The organism is Roseococcus sp. GW821-FHT12F05 (assembly GCF_058806835.1).
This window is the reverse complement of the sequence record NZ_JBXAQB010000004.1, coordinates 182,414-203,469: the sequence shown is the minus strand read 5'-3', so window position 1 is coordinate 203,469 and position 21,056 is coordinate 182,414. Positions and strand designations below refer to the sequence as shown.

22 protein-coding genes and 1 tRNA gene are annotated in these 21,056 nt (G+C 65.6%); 12 read left to right on the top strand and 11 right to left on the bottom strand.

What is annotated here, in order from left to right; all coding sequences use genetic code 11:
• Positions 1–72 precede the first annotated feature (72 nt).
• Positions 73–216: a thermonuclease family protein gene (locus AC1ROY_RS12920; RefSeq protein WP_493149463.1), complete on the bottom strand. Its 144-nt coding sequence runs from the start codon at positions 214–216 to the stop codon at positions 73–75.
• 224 nt (positions 217–440) lie between these two features.
• Between AC1ROY_RS12920 and AC1ROY_RS12915 the strand changes: the two genes are divergently transcribed.
• Positions 441–1,364, top strand: coding sequence for a hypothetical protein (locus AC1ROY_RS12915; RefSeq protein ID WP_493149233.1), 924 nt, complete (start codon positions 441–443; stop codon positions 1,362–1,364).
• A gap of 159 nt (positions 1,365–1,523) precedes the next feature.
• On the opposite strand, the gene AC1ROY_RS12910 is transcribed toward AC1ROY_RS12915, so the two are convergent.
• Positions 1,524–2,375 (bottom strand): hypothetical protein, encoded by an 852-nt coding sequence (locus AC1ROY_RS12910; protein ID WP_493149232.1) that lies wholly within the window; start codon positions 2,373–2,375, stop codon positions 1,524–1,526.
• Positions 2,376–3,973: 1,598 nt separating this feature from the next.
• On the opposite strand from AC1ROY_RS12910, the gene AC1ROY_RS12905 reads away from it, so the two are divergent.
• Positions 3,974–4,609 (top strand): HD domain-containing protein, encoded by a 636-nt coding sequence (locus tag AC1ROY_RS12905; RefSeq protein WP_493149231.1) that lies wholly within the window; start codon positions 3,974–3,976, stop codon positions 4,607–4,609.
• Positions 4,610–4,770: 161 nt separating this feature from the next.
• Positions 4,771–5,337, top strand: coding sequence for a recombinase family protein (locus AC1ROY_RS12900; RefSeq protein ID WP_493149230.1), 567 nt, complete (start codon positions 4,771–4,773; stop codon positions 5,335–5,337).
• Positions 5,338–6,355: 1,018 nt separating this feature from the next.
• Here the strand turns inward: AC1ROY_RS12900 and AC1ROY_RS12895 are convergent.
• The 4 genes from AC1ROY_RS12895 to AC1ROY_RS12880 form a co-directional block, all read right to left on the bottom strand.
• Entirely contained in the window at positions 6,356–7,006 is a 651-nt protein-coding gene (locus tag AC1ROY_RS12895; protein WP_493149229.1) for a hypothetical protein, read from the bottom strand.
• A gap of 68 nt (positions 7,007–7,074) precedes the next feature.
• Positions 7,075–7,653: a ribonuclease H family protein gene (locus AC1ROY_RS12890; protein ID WP_493149228.1), complete on the bottom strand. Its 579-nt coding sequence runs from the start codon at positions 7,651–7,653 to the stop codon at positions 7,075–7,077.
• 280 nt (positions 7,654–7,933) lie between these two features.
• Positions 7,934–9,691, bottom strand: a complete 1,758-nt coding sequence (locus AC1ROY_RS12885; protein WP_493149227.1) for a hypothetical protein — start codon at positions 9,689–9,691, stop codon at positions 7,934–7,936.
• A gap of 165 nt (positions 9,692–9,856) precedes the next feature.
• On the bottom strand, positions 9,857–10,654 hold the full coding sequence (locus AC1ROY_RS12880) for a virion core protein, T7 gp14 family (protein ID WP_493149226.1): 798 nt from the start codon (positions 10,652–10,654) through the stop codon (positions 9,857–9,859).
• 1,194 nt (positions 10,655–11,848) lie between these two features.
• Between AC1ROY_RS12880 and AC1ROY_RS12875 the strand changes: the two genes are divergently transcribed.
• Complete coding sequence (locus tag AC1ROY_RS12875) at positions 11,849–12,115, top strand: hypothetical protein (protein WP_493149225.1); 267 nt, start codon at positions 11,849–11,851, stop codon at positions 12,113–12,115.
• A gap of 68 nt (positions 12,116–12,183) precedes the next feature.
• Here AC1ROY_RS12875 and AC1ROY_RS12870 read toward each other — a convergent pair whose 3' ends face one another.
• Both AC1ROY_RS12870 and AC1ROY_RS12865 read right to left on the bottom strand, forming a co-directional pair.
• The gene (locus AC1ROY_RS12870) at positions 12,184–13,689 is read right to left on the bottom strand and encodes a DUF6538 domain-containing protein (RefSeq protein ID WP_493149224.1); all 1,506 of its coding nucleotides are present in this window, start codon (positions 13,687–13,689) and stop codon (positions 12,184–12,186) included.
• A gap of 92 nt (positions 13,690–13,781) precedes the next feature.
• A tRNA-Thr gene (locus tag AC1ROY_RS12865) sits at positions 13,782–13,856 on the bottom strand.
• Between the two features lie 120 nt (positions 13,857–13,976).
• On the opposite strand from AC1ROY_RS12865, the gene efp reads away from it, so the two are divergent.
• From efp to AC1ROY_RS12825, 8 genes are all read left to right on the top strand, one after another.
• A complete protein-coding gene (gene efp, locus AC1ROY_RS12860) occupies positions 13,977–14,546 on the top strand; it encodes an elongation factor P (protein WP_493149223.1) in 570 nt (189 codons plus the stop codon).
• 4 nt (positions 14,547–14,550) lie between these two features.
• The gene (locus AC1ROY_RS12855) at positions 14,551–15,402 is read left to right on the top strand and encodes an inositol monophosphatase family protein (RefSeq protein ID WP_493149222.1); all 852 of its coding nucleotides are present in this window, start codon (positions 14,551–14,553) and stop codon (positions 15,400–15,402) included.
• Positions 15,402–15,863: an OmpA family protein gene (locus tag AC1ROY_RS12850; protein ID WP_493149221.1), complete on the top strand. Its 462-nt coding sequence runs from the start codon at positions 15,402–15,404 to the stop codon at positions 15,861–15,863. The genes AC1ROY_RS12855 and AC1ROY_RS12850 overlap by 1 nt, the downstream gene beginning before the upstream one ends.
• Before the next feature lie 60 nt (positions 15,864–15,923).
• Positions 15,924–16,376, top strand: coding sequence for a host attachment protein (locus AC1ROY_RS12845; protein ID WP_493149219.1), 453 nt, complete (start codon positions 15,924–15,926; stop codon positions 16,374–16,376).
• A 56-nt stretch (positions 16,377–16,432) separates the two neighbouring features.
• Positions 16,433–16,783 carry a hypothetical protein gene (locus AC1ROY_RS12840; RefSeq protein ID WP_493149217.1) on the top strand — a complete coding sequence of 117 codons (351 nt, stop codon included), beginning with the start codon at positions 16,433–16,435 and terminating at the stop codon, positions 16,781–16,783.
• 67 nt (positions 16,784–16,850) lie between these two features.
• Positions 16,851–17,345, top strand: coding sequence for a GlcG/HbpS family heme-binding protein (locus AC1ROY_RS12835; RefSeq protein WP_493149216.1), 495 nt, complete (start codon positions 16,851–16,853; stop codon positions 17,343–17,345).
• Positions 17,342–18,319: a Bug family tripartite tricarboxylate transporter substrate binding protein gene (locus tag AC1ROY_RS12830; protein WP_493149215.1), complete on the top strand. Its 978-nt coding sequence runs from the start codon at positions 17,342–17,344 to the stop codon at positions 18,317–18,319. Before AC1ROY_RS12835 ends, AC1ROY_RS12830 begins: the two co-directional genes overlap by 4 nt.
• Before the next feature lie 16 nt (positions 18,320–18,335).
• The gene (locus AC1ROY_RS12825; protein WP_493149214.1) at positions 18,336–19,301 is read left to right on the top strand and encodes a tripartite tricarboxylate transporter substrate binding protein; all 966 of its coding nucleotides are present in this window, start codon (positions 18,336–18,338) and stop codon (positions 19,299–19,301) included.
• A gap of 14 nt (positions 19,302–19,315) precedes the next feature.
• Here AC1ROY_RS12825 and AC1ROY_RS12820 read toward each other — a convergent pair whose 3' ends face one another.
• From AC1ROY_RS12820 to AC1ROY_RS12810, 3 genes are all read right to left on the bottom strand, one after another.
• Positions 19,316–20,158, bottom strand: a complete 843-nt coding sequence (locus AC1ROY_RS12820; RefSeq protein WP_493149213.1) for a hypothetical protein — start codon at positions 20,156–20,158, stop codon at positions 19,316–19,318.
• A 65-nt stretch (positions 20,159–20,223) separates the two neighbouring features.
• Entirely contained in the window at positions 20,224–20,892 is a 669-nt protein-coding gene (locus AC1ROY_RS12815) for an alpha/beta fold hydrolase (RefSeq protein ID WP_493149212.1), read from the bottom strand.
• Positions 20,802–21,011: a hypothetical protein gene (locus AC1ROY_RS12810; protein ID WP_493149211.1), complete on the bottom strand. Its 210-nt coding sequence runs from the start codon at positions 21,009–21,011 to the stop codon at positions 20,802–20,804. Before AC1ROY_RS12810 ends, AC1ROY_RS12815 begins: the two co-directional genes overlap by 91 nt.
• Positions 21,012–21,056: the final 45 nt, after the last annotated feature.

The following is a 21,056-nucleotide window of genomic DNA, read 5'->3' as shown; positions in this document are numbered from 1 at the left end:
CCGCGGTCCGGTATCATCCCCGCGGATAATGCCTGCCCGCATCGTAGCCCGCCAGCACGGCTAAACTGCGGGCTAACCGCACCACCCCTGCCGCCGCTCCCCACCATTGGGCCTAGCGAGCCCTTCACGGATCATCACGGCCGCCACGTCGCGCCCTCGACTGTCCTCCACGACCGCGAGAAGGCGCCTGTAGCGGTCCCGTCCATGGGGTCGCAGCGTGACACCGCCAGAGACCCATCGCGGCCATGCGATAGGGCGGGCGCGAGAGCTACAACCGCCCGCCGTCGGCTAATCCTTCATCGCATTCGCCACGGTCCGGTCCGTGGTTATATTAAAGCGAGTTCGAAATTGAGGGCCCTATGACCATCTGTCCCTTCTGCGATCAGTCGGTTAGCAGCGAAGCGACAGCCTGTCTGCATTGCTCGAAACCATTTCCATGGATGGACGAAATCGCGACCCTAAGAGATGAAATTAAATCTCGCGAGACAAGTCGTGCTCGCGCCTATTTGACATTGATAACGGACCTTTATGAAGCCGGCCGCAATGGAAAGCCCATTCCATGGGCATCGGTGAAAGGCGCGATTAATGCATACTTATATCCAAGAACCGTGATAATTTTTGGATCGTTATTAGCAGTGGGCGCCGCCATTCTCCAAATATGGATATTATTAAATCAAACTCAGATCATGAGAATACAAACCAGAGCAGCGCAGGTTGAACAGTCGATCACACTCCGATCTAGAATCGCGAATAATGCCCCCGTTTTTTCAACTATTCAATATATTAAATATCAGCTAAATCGAAATCTAAGCCAATGTTCAGAAGAGGAACAATGCCAACAGGGAACTGATGAACAGATTATCGACTCGATTGCAAGTAGCACGCCAATCGATGCACCTTCAAGTGTTATTATTTCTCTTCAGATAATTAAGAATATTTCCACAGGTATCCAGGCTTCCATTGGCTCTTCGTCGGAAGATTTTCGAGAAGTTGCGCGTATTGTATCGGTAGCTTCGCAGGAATGCGGCATGCCGATCCAAGATCGTCAATATCTCGATGTACTTCTTTTGCGGTGGATAACCCTGTTTACAAATGTATCGGATTTCGCTCAGTGGCTTGGCGCTCCGCAAGAGGGTCCCGCATTCGTTCATAGTCGTGCCGCGGCGCGGATGGGCGCCGCCTCGTTTTCTGGGCCCGCAAGTATTTTGGCCGCCGATCATGGAGGGATGAATTTTCGGACGCTACTTGTAGGCCTTGAGACATCCCGAGCCCAACTATCGGAGCTTTTTGAGCGCCTCTCTCGGCTATGTTCAGATCGGATGCGTCGCGATGAGGCGGATTTGCAAGCTATGGAGGCACGGTAGGGCATCGTGCCTTGGCCTAGCCTGCCCTCAACGGCCCCCTTACCGCCGCTGCCAGCTCGTTCACGCGCCTGAACAGCGAATTGACGCGCAAGTTGGTAGAATTGCGAGGGTCGGAAGGTGCAGCGGACTACACCTTCACGGGGTCCTTAGCGGGCGCGATCAGGCTGCCAGCGGAAGCGGCGCATCTGCCCCGATTTCTGCCCTGACAAGGACCGGATCTAGGCCGCGAAACCGTAGATACTCAGGCAACTCCATGCCAATCTGCTGGGCTCGAAGCTCCATGAAGCGCCGAGCCTGTTCTCTTTCGGAGACTGTCTCTCCATTTACCGCCGCGTCATGCGCCTCCCGCAGCCGCACCTTCCGCTGTGCTCTTTCATCCTCAGCCGCAATTGCAGCATATCGGCCGGCGTCAAGTTTGCGGTGCTCCAGAAGCTCGATAACGGACAGCCGGGAGCGCGTTGCCTGTTCATGGAGCGCATGGCGAGCTTCGTCCCGCGAAAACACAAAGCGGCTCTCCACGGCCGCCATGTAGACCGGGGCCACCTTCCGCCGAGAAGCTATCCCTCGGGGATGGCGGCTTCGCCGCATAAGGGCTGCATATCTTCTCAACCCCGCTTCGTAGGCGAGGCCCGCATCCCCTAGAGCCTCCTCGTAGCGCTGAGGATCAAGTCCCGCCCGCACCAAAAGTCCCCTAACAGACCGACCGGCAGTACAGGCAATGTTACGTAACAAGTGCAGGCAGGCATCTCGGAAGTCTCCATTGCCGTTCATCACTCCCCAGTACAGATGCTCCACTCGACCTATCCGGCGGCGACGGCATAAGTCTACCTCCTTTCTTCTACTATTTTCTGCCTCGGCAAAGACTTGCGGCCCCACGAACGCCTCAAGCGGCGCCGGGTCCAATCCGGCCCGCACCAGCACACCCCGGATGGAGCGGCGCTGGGTAATGGCGACTTCCCGCAGCGACGACATGCCGTAGGCGAGAGAACTCCATGAAGCCTCCATAGCCATGGAGTATAATTCCCGCACACCCGCTCTTGCTTTCTGAGCATTCTCTAATTGATTCATTTTTCAGCCCTCATATCTGGCGATAAGGCTCCGATATTTTCGACAAATAAGCAACTTACATTTAAGTTAATTACAATCTATATTCAAATATACTTCTGATAACTGGAGTAAATGAACGCTTGTTTGTTGAACCTTCGAAAGTGCAGTCCACTGCACCTTCTCAGCGGTAGCGAGGTAAATTCCAGGGCATGCGACAGTGGTGCCATCACCCGCCGCGCCGCGTGATTAGGCCGCGTCCGGATATCGCCTCGCGCGGATGATCTTCCCCACTTCGCCCATGAACCAATCCAGGAACGCGCCCGAGCACCGGAACTCCAATGCCTCTACCAGCCGGGCCACGTCACGGCGCTGGATCACGGGCAGCGACTTCGCCTCTTCATCACCCCATCGGGCCGTGAGAGCCCTCCCCACCCGCGATACCGGGAGGACCCGGCAGGGCACGGAGTAGGCACCACTCGGGAGCCGTGACAGGCACCCAACGGGGATGAAGGCGCGGTCACACGCCCTCGCCAGCTCGTTCGCAGAGGCCATAGGCCGGAGAAGCTCGGTCAGGGCGGCGAGGTCAAACCACACGGTCTGCCCATCGTCCCCGATCCAAAGCCGGACGGGCCGTGGCGGGCCTGGATAGGTGACTTCAAGGAGCCCCGGAATGATCCGGGAAGAAGTATGTGCCTGCATATCTTGCCTTTCCGCATGGTCCGAAGAAGCATTTGCAGATGAACAGGCGTAATGTGAACCCTGAAAATTGCCATCAGAAGAGCACGCTGGATTATACTTCCATCGTTATTCTAACTTAATGCTGGGGATGGCGCCCTCGCCAGCTTTCACGCGTCACAAGGCACTGTCACGAGAGCGCCTAATATCCAGATTGTCGTGGCAGATTTACAACACCGGCGGTGCGGCGGGGACGGCCTCCGGGAGTCTTTCAAACCACACGTGGAAGCGGCCCATGTTGACTTCCAGGTGATCCTCATCGTCCCGATACAGATACCAGGACTTCCCTATGAGCCACGGGTCGGGCTTCTTCCAAAAGATAAAGACCTCACGCCTTCCAAATCGGAAGACGTGCCCAGAGAGTTTGTTGTCATAGTAAAACACGCTGCCAATAGAAAACTTTACTTCCAATGAAATCATCTTGTCTTCCTTCTTCGCCTTAACGCACTAAGTCTACGACTTGAATTGGGGTGAATCTACAGGTATGGCAGTTTCGGGCCGCTAAAATTAGTCCCGATATCGGGACATTATTTTCCACCTTAAGTTATTGATCCGACTCCCAAGAGGGCCAATCACGTCCCGGTATCGGGACTATCTAGATTCCCTCGAATGATTAATTTTCGGAAATGGACAAGCGCGGGGTCTAAATCAGGAATGTGAGCATTATTAACATTGTAAGGGGCCCCGGAAGGTGCAGTGGAGCTACACTCAGGGAGCCGTTACGGGACCAGAAAAGGGATAAGCCCCATCGCTAATTAGTGGACTTATCGTATCGTAATTCCCTATGGCCCTGCCCGACCCCGCCCCCGCCTGCTCTAATCGGGCCCATGACGAGCACCGAACGCGAGGCTGACAAGGCCGCCTATCGAGACCTCCTAGCGTCCCTCCCGCCCAACGCCGGAACGGAGGTGGACCAAGCAATGCGAGAGCCGCACCGCCGCTATCACGCGCCCTGGCATCTGGGCCGCATGTGGCGCCTGCATCGCCTCCACAAGGGCGACGCTTGGACCCGAGAGATAAGCTGGGCTATCGCCTATCACGACATCGTTTACGAGGCCGTGAACGCGCCCCGCTGCAACGAGTACGAGTCCGCCGCTCGCTTCCTCAGGGCCGCATGCGCGGCTGGTGTTAGCCTGGAGGCGTCGGCGCGGATCACGAGCTGGATACTCGCGACGGCGGACCACCTCGGCGCGGGCGAGTTCTTCTTCCCTGCCCTCGATCCCGCCGGAGCTTGGTTCCTCGACCTGGACCTGGAGCCGCTGGCCTCAGAAGCCTTCAGCGAGAGTACGGCGATGATCCGGGAGGAGTACGGGCACGTTTCGGATGAAGCGTTCCGGCGGGGCCGCAGGGCCTTCCTCGAAGGCGTGTTCAAGGCCCCGGCGATCTACCGGACGGCTGATGCGGGGCGCCTTGGATGGGAGGCCGCAGCACGCAAGAACATCGCCCGCGAGCTGGAGCGGTAGGGCCCATTCGTCGCCTTTCGTCTCACTAGACCTTGCCCGTGTGAGTCGTCTCAGGGGCGCCCGAAAGAGTCCCATAAACATCCCCTTGACTTTGAGACATGGCCGGGAGTCTAAAGTCCAAGAGCCGTGCGAGACGGCAGGGCATTGGACGGGAGAACGGGATGATCGTCGGGTATGCGCGGACCTCCACCACGGAACAGGAGGCCGGGATTGAGGCGCAGGACCGTGACCTTGCCGCGCTGGGGTGCGAGCGCATCTTCCAAGAGCGCGTGTCCTCCGTCGCGAAGCGCGCGCAGCTAGAGGCCGCCCTGGAGTTCGTGCGGCAAGGCGACACGCTGGCGGTAACGAAGCTGGATCGCCTGGCCCGCTCCGTCGCAGACCTCCTCGCCATCGTCGCTCGCCTGGAGAGGAAGGGAGTTGCGCTCCGGGTCCTGTCCATGGGTGGGCAGTCGGTCGATACGGGCACCGCAACGGGCAAGCTCATGCTGACGATGCTGGGCGCCGTCGCGGAGTTTGAGCGGGCCTTGATGCTGGAACGGCAGCGCGAGGGAATCGCAAAGGCCAAGGCCGAGGGGAAATATCGTGGACGTGTCCCCACGGCGCAGCGGCAGGCGGAGGCCGTGCGGAAGCTGAAGGCCGATGGCGTGAAGCCTACCGCCATCGCCAAGCAACTCGGGATCGGCCGGGCCAGCGTCTATCGCATCCTCGGTGGGGAGGCCGCGCAATGAGCCGCGCCCGCTGCATGCCCCAGCCGGCCCGCAACGTCCCCGTCACCACCCCTTCCCGGCCCTTCATCCACCCCCGCTCCGGGCCCTTCACGTGGCCTATCGGGCTCGCGTTCTGGGCCTTTTGGGCATGGGCCGTTTGGGCGTTCTTTCAGCCGTCCTAACGAGGACGATGGAGGCCTACCCAGAGTGCAGCGGACTGCACCTTCACGCGCACGAGCTGGCGCCCTTGGCCCCCCGATCCGGGGCCCAAAACGGCCCTGTAGGGCAGCGCGAGGGGCCACGGGGGGAATACGGCTCGGCCGGTGCCCGGGGTAGGCATTCAGATTTTTGCGATGAAATTGCCGGGGGTCTGTTCCGGGTCCCGTAAAGGGCCTGCGGCAAGGTCGCGGAGAGCCGCTCGGGGCCACCAAAGTATCGCTGCACGTTATAGAGGGACCTGGGGTTCCTCGTTACGGGGGATGAGAAAGGGGGGCTGGGTGGTGGTGTCCGCCGAAAGGTCCCGTAACTCCCCCTTTCCGGGTCATGATCGGGCCCCGAACAAGGATCACGTCCACCCTCCGCCCATCCATCCCATCATTCATCCTGCATGGGGATGACCCAGGGATGGGGAGGCGGAAGGTGCAGTGGACTACACCTTCAGGGGACTGTCAGGGGAGCGGCTGAACGGGAGGATAAAGGGACATCGAAAGGGGCCCTATAAGGGTCCTGATCAATATACCTCGTTCATCCTCCTCTTTGACTCTCCTCGTTCATTCTTCTCGGTAACGACCCCCTATAGTCCCCCTATCCATGTCTCGGGGGATAGGAGCGGGCAAATCTCCGGGGGAAGGTGGTGAGCAAATTATGGAAAGAACGAAGGGGTTCCACCACCGGGTCCTCCCTCTTTGTGGCCCCAGGCGCGAAGCGCCCCTATCGTCCCCTGAACGAGGAACCCGGAGCCGTGTGGCCCCGAGGCGCAGCCGAGCTTAGGCCCCGGGAAGGGCTTCTATAACGTGCGACCGTACTTTCAGGGCGGTGGCTATCGCGTTCGAGCCTTCTCAACGCCGCTGAGTGAGCACCCCGCGAACTCCGCAATCGCCTTGTTCGGGAGATATCCGTGGTGGTCGAGAAGCCAGCGAAGCCGGGCCCGCTTCTTCGGGATCGCCGCCGCAGCATCGCGGATGCCGGGCAAGTCCAGCACCCAGAGAATGCGCTCTACGTGCTCCGGATAGAACACCGGAAAGGGCGTTGCGCGGGCGAAGCCTTCAAGGTGCGCGACATGCGTGTTGCCGCCGTGCGGGTTGTGCCCGAGGCCGGCTTCCTCCGCCGCCTCCGTCACCATGCGGCGCCTGTTCGGGCCGTCGAACGGGACCAGCTCCACGAAGCCATGATGCTCCAAAACGCACGCGACGGTCTCGCGGTCGAAGCCGGCGAGGCCCGCCATTTCCTTGATTGTCAGGCCCCGCTTCGGACGCGTTAAAAGGGGGCGCCGCAGTTCCCGCATGCGCTCGGCTAGGAGTCCGTGACGGCCGCCTTCGCTGCCCTCTTCAAAACGCTGAAGGGCGCGACGTTGGACCGTCGCCGCGTAGAGGGCGGATACCGTGTCCGGGTCCTCGCGCCAAAGGGCACTTACAGTCGCCGCCAGCGGCTTGCGGTCCACCACGCAATCGGCAATGGCGGCGCGGAGCATGATCGGTGGAAGGCGTAACTCCGCAGGTTGCGGCTGGGGGGCTGTTACACCCCCCGCTGCGGTGCTCACTACGGCGCGTTCTCGGGCGATGAAGGGGCCGGTAGCGGGGCCGAAGGGACGCAATGGACCCAAGCTCCCCCCGGCTCATCGCACTGCCGTTCCCGCGCCCGTGTCGCCAATACGTCCGCGCGGTTGTTCATCGTGTTCTGACCGTGCGAGCCGACCCAGCACCATTCCACGATATGCCGGCTCATGGCGGCGTCCAGCCTCTCCCACAATGCGCGGTTCATCACGGGCTGACGCTTCTTCGTTTTCCAGCCTGCCGCCTTCCACTCCGCGAGCCGGATGGTCGCGCCGAGCTGGAGGTATTCGCTGTCGGTGTTCATCAACACGCGGCGGGGGCCAGGGAGTTTTTCGAGCGCGACGATGGCACCCATGAGTTCGGCTTGGTTGTTCGTGGCGATGCCGAGCCAGCCGGTAATCTCCAGTTCCGCGCCAGCTTCATTTCGCAGGATGGCTGCGTACCCTCCGCCTCCAGGGTTCGGGCGGCAGCTCCCGTCCGTCCAAACCTCGACGGTCGGAAGTCGAATGGGAGTCGGATCGGCGGCGGCACGCGCCGTGGTGGAAGCGCTATCGAGAGTCATCATAAGATTTCCATAGGGGCGCGCGACGGCACACTTCCCGGGGACGGAAAGCGGCACCGAAGCGAACCTGAAGGGGTTGTTGGGGGATGGTAGCGGGCAACCGATTGGCAGCCCGGAGAGGTGTGGACCCGAGCCCGACAGCGGGCGTTCGTTAGGCACGTGCTGGGGCAGTCAGCGGAGAGGGCGAAAAGCCGCTGGCGGGGTGCGGTCCACAGACACGACTAGCCGGGGCAGCGGACGAGCGAAGGTGCAGTGAGACTGCACGCTCCGTCCCCGCGCGGAGCTACCGCGAGGGCTGCCGCTCAAGGCGCTGAAGAAGGTCGCGCTGGCGGCGGTAGAAGGTGGCCGGATCAACCTGCCCCTCCGCGATCCATCGGAAGATCGGATTGGCCGGATCGGGCATTCCCGCACCATTACTCTGCACGAAGGCGGAATACCCCTGCCACGCCTGCTCCAATGCGGTGCGTGATGGGAACGCGGGCTGGGTCCTCCAATCGGCTCCCCGAGCGGGCGCGATCACGGGCCGCCCACCGACACTCGGCGGGGCCGGAGGGTTCCGCGATCCGCGCTCTAGCAGGTTCTCCACACGGTTCCCCGTGAGGTTCGCTTGCGGGTTGAAGACGCCCACGATGCGGTCCCGCACGCCCATGAGGTGGTCCAGCGTGGCGACGACATCGTTCCGGGCGGCGGGGTTCGTCCGCCAAAAGCTAGCCGTCTGCTCGAAGATATACCGCTCGATATTCGCGGCGGCGGGGCTGTCGCGCAGCTCGCCCGATGCCTCCAGCCCGAGGGCGGCGGTCATCGTGTTCCGGACGAAGGATTGGAAGGCCGGGGCCGAGAGCACGGCGGAGTTCTCACGGGCACTTTCAGCGGCCCTGATCAGGCGTTGAAGCGTGCTCGGATTGGTCCACCCGTTCGGGCCCCGGCTACCGAGGAGCTGCTCCGGGGAAAGCTGGCCGCGCATCGCCTGGAGTTCCAGTAGGCCCACGCGCGAGGGGTCCTCGGCGTGGGTCACTTGGTTCTGAAGCGTCCCCTGAAGGGCGAGGAGGCCGGGCACGCTGTCCGGTGCGGCCGAGCCGATCTGCCGAATGAGGGCCGGCGTCAGGCTGGGGGTCTCCCCCGCCTCCATCTGCCGCGTGAACAGCTCGATCACCTGACTGCTGATCTGCCGCCCCTGCGCCGCCCTCGCCCGCTGCTCTTGCGTATAGGCCATGTTCTGGCGCGTCATGGCCCTGTTCAGGATCGTTTGGCGGGCCTGCTCGATCACGTTGCGGCCCTCCAGCGTGGTCCCGAAGCCGGGGGTGCCGTCTGGCCGCTGCCGGTTCCCCAGCTCCAGTAGGTCTTCCCGACCGTGCCGGATGGCCGCAGCGGCGATGGCGCGGGACATGATCGTGTTGAGCCTCGGCCCCGACACGCCCTGCGCGCGTGCCTCCGCTTCGACCTGCTGAAGGGACGTGCCGAGCCCGCCGGGGTCCTGACCGTTGCGGAAGGACACGGTGGCCCCTGCCCCTCCACGGGTCGCGAAGCCGTCCACCAGCGAGTTGACGCGGCTCTCGATGCTGTCCTCGTTCTGGGCCACGAGGTTCCCTGCCGCCCGCTGCTGGTGCATGCGGGTGAGCGTCTGGGCCTGCTGACGAAGCTCCTCGGCCGCGCCACCGGCCGCCGCAGGGCTGTTCCGGTATCGCTCCATGAGCCCGCCAAGGCGCTCGGAAAGGAAGCCCTGGATCGCGGTCGGATCGGCGCTGCCGGAGATATCGCTGCTGAAGTATTCCGCGAAGACGGCGTTGGCCTGCCGGGCGACGCTGGACCGCGCAAGGCGCTCCTCGAATATCTGCCGGTAGTAGGGCGAGCGGTCCGCGAGGGAGGGATCGGCGGCCACCGCCTGCGCCCAATCGCTCACGTCCTGGTTGCGCAGCGCGAGCGCCGTGGCGTCCGCTTCCGCGCTGCCTCGCTCGTTCTTCCGCTGCTCTTCCGCGTATCCCGCTGCGGCCGTGATCAGGTTCCTGTTGAGGCCCTGAAGGGACGTGACGAGCTGGTCCACGTTCGTCAGCCCGCGAGGGCGAAGTCCGGGGGCCGCCATCGGGGCAACGGGATCGGGGCGGCGGACGGGAGCCGCGCGGGATTGGAAGCGTTCCAGGGCCGCGACCTGACCATCGCCCGTGGCGCGGGGGCGGAACTCGGGAATTTCGATCTGTATCGGCATGGCCTAAATCCCGAAGGTGCTGCGAAGCCAGCCCGTCGCTTGGCCGAAGGTGACGGACGGCTTCTGATCCGAGAGCGAGTTGTAGGTGTTGAACGCCCCGAATGCGGCATTGCCGATGCCCGCTATGGCCGCGAGAGGGGACGGCTGGGCCACCGGAGCGGGGGTGTTGATGGACCCCATCGGGCCCATGGTGCGGAGCGGAGTGGAGGGCGCGTAGGTCTGCGCCGCCTGCCCCATCATCTGCTGCGTTCCGGAGGTCCGGGCCTCGATCACCTGCCGCGTCAGGGCCCGCGACGTGGCCGAACGGTTCATCTCCAGGACAGAGATGGCCTCGCCTTCCTGCCGCGTCACGTCCTGGATGATCGCGTCCACGGAGTTGCCCTCGACGCCGCGTGCGGAGGCCGTGACCTGCGCCTGACCGCGCCCTGCACCCGCCTGACGGCCGATGCCCAGCTCTTGCAGCGTGGACGCCATGTCCTCTTCAAGCTGCCGCATGAGGATGCCGCCGATGGACCAGTCGGTGTTCTTCTGGATGCTCTCGCGGTTGCGGTCGAGGACCCGCTCTTGGCGGCTGAACTCGCTGCGCTGATAGTCGAGGTTCTCGTAGGCGAACGAGAGGTCTTGCGCGAAGACTTCTACCGCGTAGTCAATCGCCCGGTTGCGGTCGATGATCTGGTTGCGGACGGCCCTGTCCTGGGCCTCTTGCTGCGCCCGCGCGTTGTCCGCTGCGGCCGAGCTTCCGAAGATGCTGGTTGCCGTGCCGAGCGCGAGACTGGCGCCAGCGAATAGCAGGTCGAACATGGCTATGCGGCCCCCTGAAGGTGCAGTTTGACTTCACCTTGGCGGGAGGCGCTGAAGGCGCCGCAAAGGTACGTGTCGGCGGCGCTGGGCGTCCGGGTGGTGAGAAATCCGAGTGTGTGCAAGTGGTCCTTCACGTGCAGCTTCACGCCCTCGCGACGGGCGCGGCTGGGAAGATTGAGGTTGTGGAACGAGAACCGCTACGGGGCGCGCAAGGCCGCGAAGCTTGTTCTTCAATAGTAGCGGGCAAGTTTGGCGAACTGCGTATCCCATAGGAAGCCCATGAGTTCGGGGTCGTCCGGGGATAGTGCAGGCATGCGCGGTAGCCGGCCGCCGAGTGTGGACCCGACGCGCCAGAACCTTCCTCACGGCCCCGCGTATGTCCCCAGCCTGGCGCCGCTTCAGCCGGAAAGCGAAGCTAACTCCACCTTCAGGAACGCTTTCCGAAATTCGTCATGGGGAAGGGGTAGACCAAGCGATGAAAAGCGCCCGGGGGAAGGTGGACACCAAGCCGGTGTCCCGGCCGAAAGGCGTGCGAGGGATAGGCGGGGCATCACGCAAAAGCCCTCAGGGGATAGGTGCCCCCAAAAGTTACTGTTTCGCCTGCGGATGGAAGATGCCGGCGCCACCTTCGGAACCCCTGAAAACTTGCTCAGGGGATACGGGCGGGCAAAATGTTACTGCTTCGCCTGCGGGTGGAAGATGCCGGCGAGCATCTCCACGCCCTTGTAGATGGACGCCAACACGGCACCGTCCCCCGGCCGATGCAGCTGCTCGGTGCCCGGTCATTCGGCAGTCCACGAAAACCGTAATGGGATAGGGAGGGGCAACGGACTAAACATCCAACGTCACCCCGCATGGCTCCCTGCTCATGCCGCCGGCCGCATCCCGCCGGCCCCGTAACGCGTATCCGAACGGGCCTGAGAAGCGTGGACCAGGGGCCGCCAGAGGCTTCCGGAGCGGCGCCCGCTACTACCCCAGCCGGGAAGCCTGAAGAGTCCTGTGCGGACCGCCAATCGGCCGCGCCACGGGGCTTCCGAATGATCAACCCCTCTGGCGGCTTCACCCGAGCGAGGCGCGTTGCGAGCGCCTTCAGGGCCTCGCCACGGATGCCGTAAACCCGCCCCTTTGTCGCCGCATCGTTCGTGGAAGAGAAGCGCCGTGCTTAAGTTGGCGTCCCCTGACGGAGTGCGGCCCATGCCTGATCGGTTCCAGGTCGTCTTCAACGCGGATGGCATCGTCGAGATGATGCTGAAGGAGGGGGAAGTTCGGACGCTGACGTTCGACTCTGCTGGTTCCCCTTTCAACACTCGGGCCTTGAACGATCCCGAGGTGAAAGCTGCGCTCCGGCAGTGGATGGTGGACTCCAATGTCGAAGGCTGGATTGGCTGGCAGGAGCTTGCGGCGACGCTCCAGGGCATGGGCATCGACATGGCGGCCGTCGCGGCGAAGTATCCCGGCTAGGGCGCCTCCATTCGCATCCCGAGCTAGAAGGCGGGCAATTCACCTTTTCGACACGAAGAGCAGATGCACTACAAGGGCGAAGGCACCTTCTCCAGGTCCTTCAGCACCTCTGCCGGCATGCCTCGGAAGCCTTTCCCGTAGCCCGCTCCGGCGTTCCTCGGGTTGTGCCGTCCGGTGATCGCGTCTTGCACCTCCGGCAACGCCCGCACCTTCCGCAGCTCGTCCTCCATGCGGTGTCGCCACGAATGCGCAGGAGCCTTGCGCGGGTCCGTGATCTTCACCGTCCCGCGCATCCATCGGGCCAGCATCGACGTGCCGCGGATCACGCGGGAGCCGTGCGGGTCAGGAGTGAGGTCCGGAAAAAGGGGCTTCGCGGGGTCTTTCGGGAGCCCCGCAAGGTAGTCCAGGAACCCTTCCGCGATGATGGCCGGATGCAGTGGGATCATGCGCTGGAAAGTCGCGTTCTTCCCCTCACGCTGCTCCGTGGGGATCATATCGAAAATCCACACGCCGCCATCCTGCCGGACGTGGCCTCGCCGCATCTCTGCGAACTCACTCACTCGGGCACCCGTGAACGCGAGAAGCCAAGGTGCCCAATAGAGCCATCCGGTCTCCTCCCGAGCGGCGGTCAGGATGCGCTTCGCTTCCTCGTCCGTATAAGGATCACGCGGAGCTAATCCGCGCCGTACTGTCTTCGGGGCGAGGCGCGCGAAGGGGTTTGTCGGCAACATGCGGTTGTCCACCGCCCATGTGCAAACGGCGCCACACGCCAGTACGTCATCCGCGACTGTCCCCTGCCCTATCCCGGCAGCAAGCCGCGCCTGCTTGAACGTCACAACGTCGTCAGCCGTGATGCGCCGCACGTCATCGAAGCCGAGGATGCGAGCAGCATGCGCGAACGCCCGGCGATACTTCGTCAGCGTGGCCGTCGAGGGGTTACGCTCCGCAGCCCACACCTTCAACAGGTCTTCGGCGGGCAGCGTCTTCGCGCCCTTCCGCTGCTTCGGCTCCGGCAACGTCGAGAGGTTCGGGTCCGGCGAATAATCCCCTTCGGCGCGGGATCGCAGAATGCGCGCCGCCCGCTGACTGAGGCTCCAGACGACCTCGGCCAACTTCCGGACGCTACCCTCGTCGGCCGCTATGCCACGCTCTCGCAGAAGCTGCCGGGCCTGATCAAGATCGCGAGGTGCGAGCCGCAACTGCACTTCAGGGTCCTGTTCATCGCCCGTGTGCTCCACCTGTTCGGCCGCCAGCTCGGCCATCATCTCCCATCCGCCGGGATCGCCGGGATCATCCTCCCATTCGCTGACAAAGCCCCTGTACCACTCGCCAGCGACCTCCATGATTTCCCGAAGCGTGAGCGTGCGCGCAGGCTGTGCAGCGGCCCGAGCGGCAGCGTGCTTAGCCTCAATCTCCGCGAGGGCCTGAGCGGCCTTCCTACGGGCTTCTAGCGGGTCCTTCGTGCCGAGGCTGACGATCCACTCGCGAGCGCCCGCAGCTTCCCGCAAAGGGTGCGGAACGGCCTTCCGGACTCGGTAGATGCCTGTCTTCGGGTGCTTGGTCGGTCGGGTCATGACAAGGGCCACTTTGTATCACCCCTTTGTAGCACCGGGGCGACCTAAGACCTTGTTTTGCCGATTTATCCTTCCGGATCAAGCCGGTAGGATGGTGCTGTTGGAGAGGATTGAACTCTCGACCTCTCCCTTACCAAGGGAGTGCTCTACCACTGAGCTACAACAGCGTGCGGGCCGTGCTCTAGCCACAACGCAGCCCGCTTACAACCCCCCGGTTGCCCACAACCGCCCCGGAGTGTAAGCCCCTCCGCCTCAGCTCAACCCACGGAAATACAGGGGCCACGCCCATGGCGAAGATGCAGGCCAACCAGATGCGCGCCGGCATGGTCATCGAATTCGAAGGCCAGCGCTACACGATCATCCGCCAGAACATCATGATTCCCGGCAAGGGCAATGCGATCATCCAGGTCGACATGCGCAACATCAAGACGGGCTCGAAGAAAGACCAGCGCTGGCGCACTGCCGATGTCGTCGAGCGCCTGACCACCGAGGACAAGGAGTTCACCTACTCCTACGCCGACGGCGACAACCTCGTCCTCATGGATCCCGAGACCTACGAGCAGACCCAGGTCCCCGCCGCCATTCTCGGCGACCGCCTGCCCTTCCTGCAGGAGAACATGACGGTGAACGTCCGCCTCATCGAGGGCGATCCCGTCGCGATGGACCTGCCCGAGCTCGTCACCCTCGAGATCGCCGAGGCCGACCCGGTCGTGAAGGGGCAGACCGCCTCCTCCTCCTACAAGCCGGCCGTGCTGGTGAACGGCATCAAGACCATGGTGCCGCCCTTCATCACCACCGGCGAGCGCATCGTGGTCCGCACCGAGGACGCCTCCTACGTGGAGCGCGCCAAGGGCTGACGCCATGTCCGGCTCCTCCCCCCGCCTCTCGCCCGCGCTGAACGTGGTGGTCTCCGCCGTCCGCAAGGTCGGCCGGCGCCTGCTGCGCGACTTCGCGGAGGTCGAGCAGCTCCAGGTCTCCATGAAGGGCCCCGGCGACTTCGTCAGCCAGGCTGACCTGCGCGCCGAGCAGACGCTGCGCGAGGACCTCGGCAAGGCGCGCCCCGGCTTCGCCTTCCTCATGGAGGAAAGCGGCTCCTCCGGCGAGGCGGACTGGGAATGGCGCTGGGTGGTGGACCCGCTCGACGGCACCACCAACTTCCTGCACGGCATCCCGCACTGGTGCATCAGCGTCGGCATCGAGAAGCGCATCTCGGACGAAAAGTCCGAGATCGTGGCCGGCGTCGTCTACAACCCCGCCTCGGACGAGCTCTTCTGGGCCGAGAAGGGCATGGGCGCCTTCCTCAACGACAAGCGCCTGCGCGTCTCCGGCCGCCGCGAGATGCGCGAATCGCTCTTCGCCACCGGCATCCCCTTCGCGGCCACGCCGAAGAAGCCGGAATTCGCCCATGCGCTGGTGCGGCTGATGCCGCAGGTCTCGGGGATCCGCCGCTTCGGCGCGGCCGCGCTCGACCTCGCCTGGGTCGCGGCCGGCCGCTACGACGGCTACTGGGAGCTGGTGCTGAACAAGTGGGACATCGCGGCCGGGATCATCCTGGTGCGCGAGGCCGGCGGCATCGTCACCTCGCCCGACGGCGGCGACCCCTATGCCGAGTGCAATGTCGTCGCCGGCAACCAGCACATGCAGGGCAAGCTCCGGGAGGTGGTGCAGGAAAGCATCGCCGCGGCCGCCAAGGGCCGCGCCGAGGCCGGCTGATGCACCGGCGCGCGCTGCTGGCGGCGTCCCTCCTGGCCCTCGCGCCAGGCCTTGCCCAGGCGCAGATGCCGGGAACCGGCGCGGCCCCTCCGCCGCCCCTGCCGCCGCTGCCGAACGTCCCGCTGACCCGCGGCATCGCGGCGCTGGAGCCGGGCGCCTGGCGGGTCGAGTTCCCGCCGGGCGGCGAGGTGCTCGAGGCGCCGCAGCGCATCGTGCTGGGCCGCATCGGCGCCGTTCTGAACACCGGCACGGTGGGCCGGATCACGCTGATCGCCGAGGTGGGCCAGGGCGACGACCTCTCCACCACGCGGCGCCTCTCGCTGGCGCGGGCGCGGGTGGTGAAGGCGGCGCTGATGGCCGGCGGCCTCGCCGAAACTCGGATCGACGTCCGCGCCATGGGCCGCACCGCCGCGGACCGCGACGCCGTGGACGTCCTGGCGCCGACGGTGGCCAGGCCCTGATCGCGGGCAACCCTCCGCCGCGCGGGGGATTAACCTCCGGAGAGTAACGGAGGAACGCCCATGAAGCCCCATCCCCTGCCCGGCCAGATCTGGGTGCTGGTCTGCGACGGCGCCAAGGCGCTGATGCTGCACAACGAGGGCGACGCGCTGCAGCCCCGGCTCGCTACGGTCGCCGTCTTCGACGAGCCGCAGCCGCCGAGCCGCGACCTCGGCACCGACCGGCCCGGCCGCACCCATTCCTCCAACGGCGTCTCGCGCAGCGCGACTGAGGAAACCGACCTGCACGAGCAGGCCGAGGCCGATTTCCTCACGCGCATCGCCGGCGCGCTGGACCAGGTGGTGCGCGAGCAAGAGGTGAAGAACCTGCTGCTGGTGGCGCCGCCCAAGGCGCTCGGGCTGCTGCGCGGCAAGCTGAGCGCGGCCGCGAAGGGCGTGGTCTCGGGCGAGGTCGGCAAGGATCTCACCGGCATGCCCGTGGACCAGATCGGGAGACACCTGATGGCAGCGGCATAGCGCATCCGTCCGGCGGAGCGGCGCGTAAGGCTTCCGTCAGCGAAACGGGACCCTGCATGATGCGAAGCCTGATTCTCCTCCTCGCGCTCGCGGCAGCGCCGGCTGCCGCGCAGATGAGCTACGAAAGCTGGGAACCGCTGCAGCGGCGCTTCGAGAGCACGGGCGGCGGCGGCGTCATGATCGACGAATACGACCCGATCGTGATCGACGACCGCTGCGTCACGCCCTTCACGGCGACGCTGCCGGACGGCACCGTGTACCGCAACATCGCGCTGTTCCGCGCCGTGCCGGTGCAGGGCGGCATCCTCTGCACGGAGGCGCGGTGGTCGGCGATGGACCGCAGCGGCCAGGGCACCTCGCCCCTCCAGGTCTTCATCAGGGACGGCGTCTCGCGCCGCTCTCCCTGAGATCGGGTCATGTTCGGTCAACCTGACATAGTCTAGCGTCGCCTCCGGGTCGGAGGCGGAAGCGAGAATGTCGGAAGGTTATTTCCTGGTGCCGGTGGCGTCGTCGCTGCGCATGGCCGAGGCAGAGGCGATCCTGAATGCCACGCTGCAGGCGGCGCGCGAGGCGGAGCTTCTGCCGCTCGCCGTCGCAGTGCTCGATTCCGGCGCGCAGCTCGTGGCCTTCCGGCGCGAGGACGGCTGCGGCGTGGTGCGCTTCGAGATCGCGCGCGGCAAGGCGCAGGGCGCGCTCGGCATGGGCATCGGCAGCCGCGAGATCCGCAACCGGCTCAAGGAGCGCCCGGCCTTCCAGTCGGCCATCGCCGCGGCCTCGGACGGACGCTTCATCCCAGTGCCGGGCGGCGTGCTGATCCTGAACGACCGGGGCGAGGCGATCGGCGCAGTGGGCGTCTCGGGCGACGCCTCGGACCGCGACGAATACGCGGGAATCGCCGGCATCCACGCGGCGGGCTTCGCCTCGCATCCGGCCGAGCCCGCGCCGGGCTGGCAGGAGGCCGGGCTGTGAAGCGCCGCGCCCTCCTCGCCGCGCCGCTGCTGGCGCCTGCGCTCGCTGCCGCGCAGGCCTGGCCGGACCGATCGCTGCGGATGATCGTCCCCTTCCCGCCCGCCGGCCCGACCGACGCCTTCGCGCGCCGCCTGGCGAGCCGCCTCTCCGCGCAGCTCGGGCAGACCGTGGTGATCGAGAACCGCGCCGGCGCCGGCGGCGCCATTGGCACGCTGGAGGCGGTGCGCGCCCGTCCCGACGGCTACAGCTTCCTCTTCGCCACGGCGTCCACGCTCGCCCTCTACCCGCTGCTCGCCGAGCGCCCGCAATTCGACCCGCTACGCGACCTGCTGCCCGTCGCCATCCCGGGGGCCGCCACCGTCGCCTTCGCCGCGCGGCCGGAGGTCGCGGAGACGCTGCCCGCGCTGGTGGCCGCGGCCCGCGCACGGCCGGGCGCGCTGCACTACGGCTCGCCGGGCACCGGCACCTACCTCCATCTGGCCTTCGAGCTCTTCAAGCGGGAGGCGGCGAAGGGCGGCGCGCCGGTGGACATCGTCCATGTCCCCTATCGCGGCGCCGGCCCCTCCATGGCCGACCTGCTGGGCGGGCACCTCCAGGGGGTGACGGATTCGCTGGCGACCTCGCTGGAGCACCACCGCTCCGGCCGGATCCGCATGCTGGCGGTCTGCTCCGCGCGGCGAAGCCCGCTGGTGCCGGAGGTGCCGACCGTCGCCGAGGCGCTGGGCCTGCCGAGCTTCGAGGCGGCGCTGTGGCTCGGCGTCGCCTTGCCCGTCGGCACGCCCGAGCCGATCCGCACGAGGCTCGGCGAGGCGGTGGGTGCCGCAATGGCCGACGCCGCCTTCCGCGCCGAGCTGGAGACCAGCGGATTCGAGGTCGGCGGCGCGCTCTCGCCGACGCAAAGTCACGACTACATGGAAGCGGAGGTGGCCAAATGGCGCCCGATCGTGGCAGCTACGGGGGCCAAGCTCGAATGAACTGAGGAAACCAAGAATGACCGTCTCACGCCGCGCGGTGCTGGCCGCGTCGTTGGCTGCACCTGCTGTTGCCAAGGCCCAGACCTGGCCCTCCGGGCCCATCCGCATCATCGTCCCCTTCGCCGCCGGCGGCAGCACCGACGCGGTGGCGCGCATCGCGACACCCGGCCTGACCCAGCGGTTCGGCGTGCCTGTCGTGGTGGAGAACCGCAGCGGCGCGGCGGGCTCGCTCGGCACGGGCGCGGTGGCCTCGGCCCGGCCGGACGGCAACACCTGGCTCCTCACCTTCGACAGCCACGCGACGCTGCCGGCGCTGCTGCCCAACCTGCCCTTCAACCTGACGGGCGACCTCGATCCCGTGCTGCTGATCGGCGGCGCGCCCTATGTGATCGCCGTGCGGCCGGACAAGCCCTACCGGACCCTGGCCGACATCGTCGACGCGGCGCGCGCACGGCCGGATGCGGTGAACTACGGCAGCACCGGCAACGGCACGCTCGGGCACCTGACGATGGTGCTGCTCACGGCCCGGACGAACACGCGCATGGCGCACCTGCCCTATCGCGGCGGCGGGCTCGCGGTGAACGACACGGTGGCCGGGCATGTCGAGATGATGATCGGCAGCGCGGCCCTGGTCGCGCCGCAGATCGCGGCGGGCAATCTGCGTCCCGTGGTGCAGTTCGGCCCGGAGCGGCTGCCCGCGTTGCGCGACGTGCCGACGGCGATCGAGAGCGGCTTTCCCGGCCTGGAGGCCGAGGCCTGGTGGGGCGTCTTCGCGCCGCACGGCACGCCAGCCGCCCTGCAGGAGCGCATGGGCCAGGCGCTAAAGGAGAGCTTTTCCGACGAGCGCGTGCACCGGACCATGACCGAGACGCAGCAGGCCCGCGTGGTGCTGGGCGGGCCGGAGGTGCTGCGCGCCTTCCTGGACCGCCAGATCGCCACCTGGGGCGCGGTGGTCACGGAGAACCGCGTCCAGGCCGATTGAACCGGCCGCCGGGCTCAATCCGCGCCCATCATCCGGCGGAACAGGCCAGCGGCGATGAAGCGGCCGCTCGGCGCCGACTTTGCATAGCTGACGGCGAACTTTCGTGGGGATGTCAGCGGAATCTTCGTTCTGAGGGCACTCGGCCGGGCTCCCATGAAGCGAATGGGGCAGTCGGGCTGGTCCAGCGCGGTCAGGAGCGAAGCCAGCGTCATGAAGGCGTCGCCGTAGCCTCGATGCGGCGTCCGCCGGGCCCGCAGGCAGTTTTCCCGGCTCAAGGCGTGATGGAGGATCCCGAGCCAGTATTTGGCGCCGGCCACTCCCGAATAGGACGCGGCAACCTCCCGCCAGGTGACGACGCGATATCCCTGGCCTTCCCCGATGCGCTCGAGCCGGGCCTTGTCCTCATCGGGGACCAGAGCGACCTGCAAATGGTCCATATCGGCGATGATGCGCTTGAGCGGCGATATGACGTATTTGAGCTGGCGCTTAAGTTGCCGATGAATGGCATCGGCCCCCTCCCCGCTGAACAATTTGGCCTCGATGGAAATCAACCGCGGCCTCTCCCCCTCGACGAGGATCACCAGATCAGGCGTATCTCCCGATAGATCTCCCGTCACGAATGTCTTGCGATGGGGCGACTCCCAGTCGCCCACGATTGCATCCCTCAGATCGTATTCCGTGAAGATCTGCGTGTTCGGGCTGTCCCCCTGGAGGTCGACCTCTAGATTGAGGTCAAGCCGCTTGAGAAAGCCCTTCATCCCGTCGGAGCATATGATCCCCGGCAGGACGGTGGCTGTGTAGAAGCGCTCCTTGCGATTGATGGGCAGGCGATCCGCACATAGCCGTCCGAAGGTCAAAGCTTCGTTCTCCTCTGATACGGCCGAGCGTAGCTGGGCGTATCGGAGAAGGAACAGCGCCTCATCTAAGCGATGGCTCCGAGCATCCGCGTCAGCTCCACCGGAGCCGTCGCCATCGCGTCGTGTCCCGTCGCGATCTCCCGCCAGTTCCACCCCTGCTGGCGCCGCACCCATTGCCGCGAGGCTTCCAGCGCGCCGTAGACCCGCGCCGTGCAGGCGATGCAGGTCCGCGGCCGGCCGTTGCCGACCGGATTGCGCAGGGTCAGCGGGCTTTCAGAGGTGCCTACCGGATGCGGCGTCAGCCGGCGCTGCACCCAGGCGGAGCCCGCATGGCCCTCGGGTATGCCGAAGGCGCTGGGCGGCGGGGCCGGGATGAAGATTCCCTCGCCCTGCTCGCGCACCAGGCGGCGGCGGGCCTCGACGACCTCAGGCGGCAGCATGCCGAAGGGGCTCTGGCCGCCCTCCAGCATGAGGCTGTCGAGGTAGACGAGGTGGCGGATGCGCTCCGGCGCGCGGTCGGCGGTGCCTGAGATGCCGCTGCCGCCGAAGCTGTGGCCGACGAGGATGACGTCCTGCAGCTCCTCCGCCTCCAGCACGTTCACGACGTCGGTCACGAAGGTGTCGAGCGTGATGTCGCGCGACATCAGGTGCTTCCGCTCGCCGAGGCCGGCTGGGTCGGGGTGAAGACGCGGTGGCCCTGGGCACGGAGGCCGGCGGCGACGTCGCGCCAGCACCAGCCTCCATGCCAGGCGCCGTGGAGGAGGACGTAAGTCTTGGCATTCGCCTGGGCCGCGGCCGGCAGGACCGCGAGCGCCGGGGCGGCGAGGGCGGCCATGATGGTTCGACGGTTCATCGGGATCTCCTCCTGTTGTCTTGTTGCGCGGAGCCTGCCCCTCCG

Excerpts from the sequence above, each read along its gene's own strand:
- AC1ROY_RS12880 (WP_493149226.1), bottom strand. The coding sequence starts at position 10,654 with ATGTTCGACCTGCTATTCGCTGGCGCCAGTCTCGCGCTCGGCACGGCA.
- AC1ROY_RS12845 (WP_493149219.1), top strand. The coding sequence starts at position 15,924 with ATGAAGCCCCATCCCCTGCCCGGCCAGATCTGGGTGCTGGTCTGCGAC.
- AC1ROY_RS12905 (WP_493149231.1), top strand. The coding sequence starts at position 3,974 with ATGACGAGCACCGAACGCGAGGCTGACAAGGCCGCCTATCGAGACCTC.
- AC1ROY_RS12890 (WP_493149228.1), bottom strand. The coding sequence starts at position 7,653 with ATGATGACTCTCGATAGCGCTTCCACCACGGCGCGTGCCGCCGCCGAT.
- efp (WP_493149223.1), top strand. The coding sequence starts at position 13,977 with ATGGCGAAGATGCAGGCCAACCAGATGCGCGCCGGCATGGTCATCGAA.
- AC1ROY_RS12840 (WP_493149217.1), top strand. The coding sequence starts at position 16,433 with ATGATGCGAAGCCTGATTCTCCTCCTCGCGCTCGCGGCAGCGCCGGCT.
- AC1ROY_RS12895 (WP_493149229.1), bottom strand. The coding sequence starts at position 7,006 with ATGCTCCGCGCCGCCATTGCCGATTGCGTGGTGGACCGCAAGCCGCTG.
- AC1ROY_RS12870 (WP_493149224.1), bottom strand. The coding sequence starts at position 13,689 with ATGACCCGACCGACCAAGCACCCGAAGACAGGCATCTACCGAGTCCGG.
- AC1ROY_RS12835 (WP_493149216.1), top strand. The coding sequence starts at position 16,851 with ATGTCGGAAGGTTATTTCCTGGTGCCGGTGGCGTCGTCGCTGCGCATG.
- AC1ROY_RS12875 (WP_493149225.1), top strand. The coding sequence starts at position 11,849 with ATGCCTGATCGGTTCCAGGTCGTCTTCAACGCGGATGGCATCGTCGAG.
- AC1ROY_RS12850 (WP_493149221.1), top strand. The coding sequence starts at position 15,402 with ATGCACCGGCGCGCGCTGCTGGCGGCGTCCCTCCTGGCCCTCGCGCCA.
- AC1ROY_RS12810 (WP_493149211.1), bottom strand. The coding sequence starts at position 21,011 with ATGAACCGTCGAACCATCATGGCCGCCCTCGCCGCCCCGGCGCTCGCG.
- AC1ROY_RS12910 (WP_493149232.1), bottom strand. The coding sequence starts at position 2,375 with ATGGCTATGGAGGCTTCATGGAGTTCTCTCGCCTACGGCATGTCGTCG.
- AC1ROY_RS12825 (WP_493149214.1), top strand. The coding sequence starts at position 18,336 with ATGACCGTCTCACGCCGCGCGGTGCTGGCCGCGTCGTTGGCTGCACCT.
- AC1ROY_RS12855 (WP_493149222.1), top strand. The coding sequence starts at position 14,551 with ATGTCCGGCTCCTCCCCCCGCCTCTCGCCCGCGCTGAACGTGGTGGTC.
- AC1ROY_RS12900 (WP_493149230.1), top strand. The coding sequence starts at position 4,771 with ATGATCGTCGGGTATGCGCGGACCTCCACCACGGAACAGGAGGCCGGG.
- AC1ROY_RS12915 (WP_493149233.1), top strand. The coding sequence starts at position 441 with ATGGACGAAATCGCGACCCTAAGAGATGAAATTAAATCTCGCGAGACA.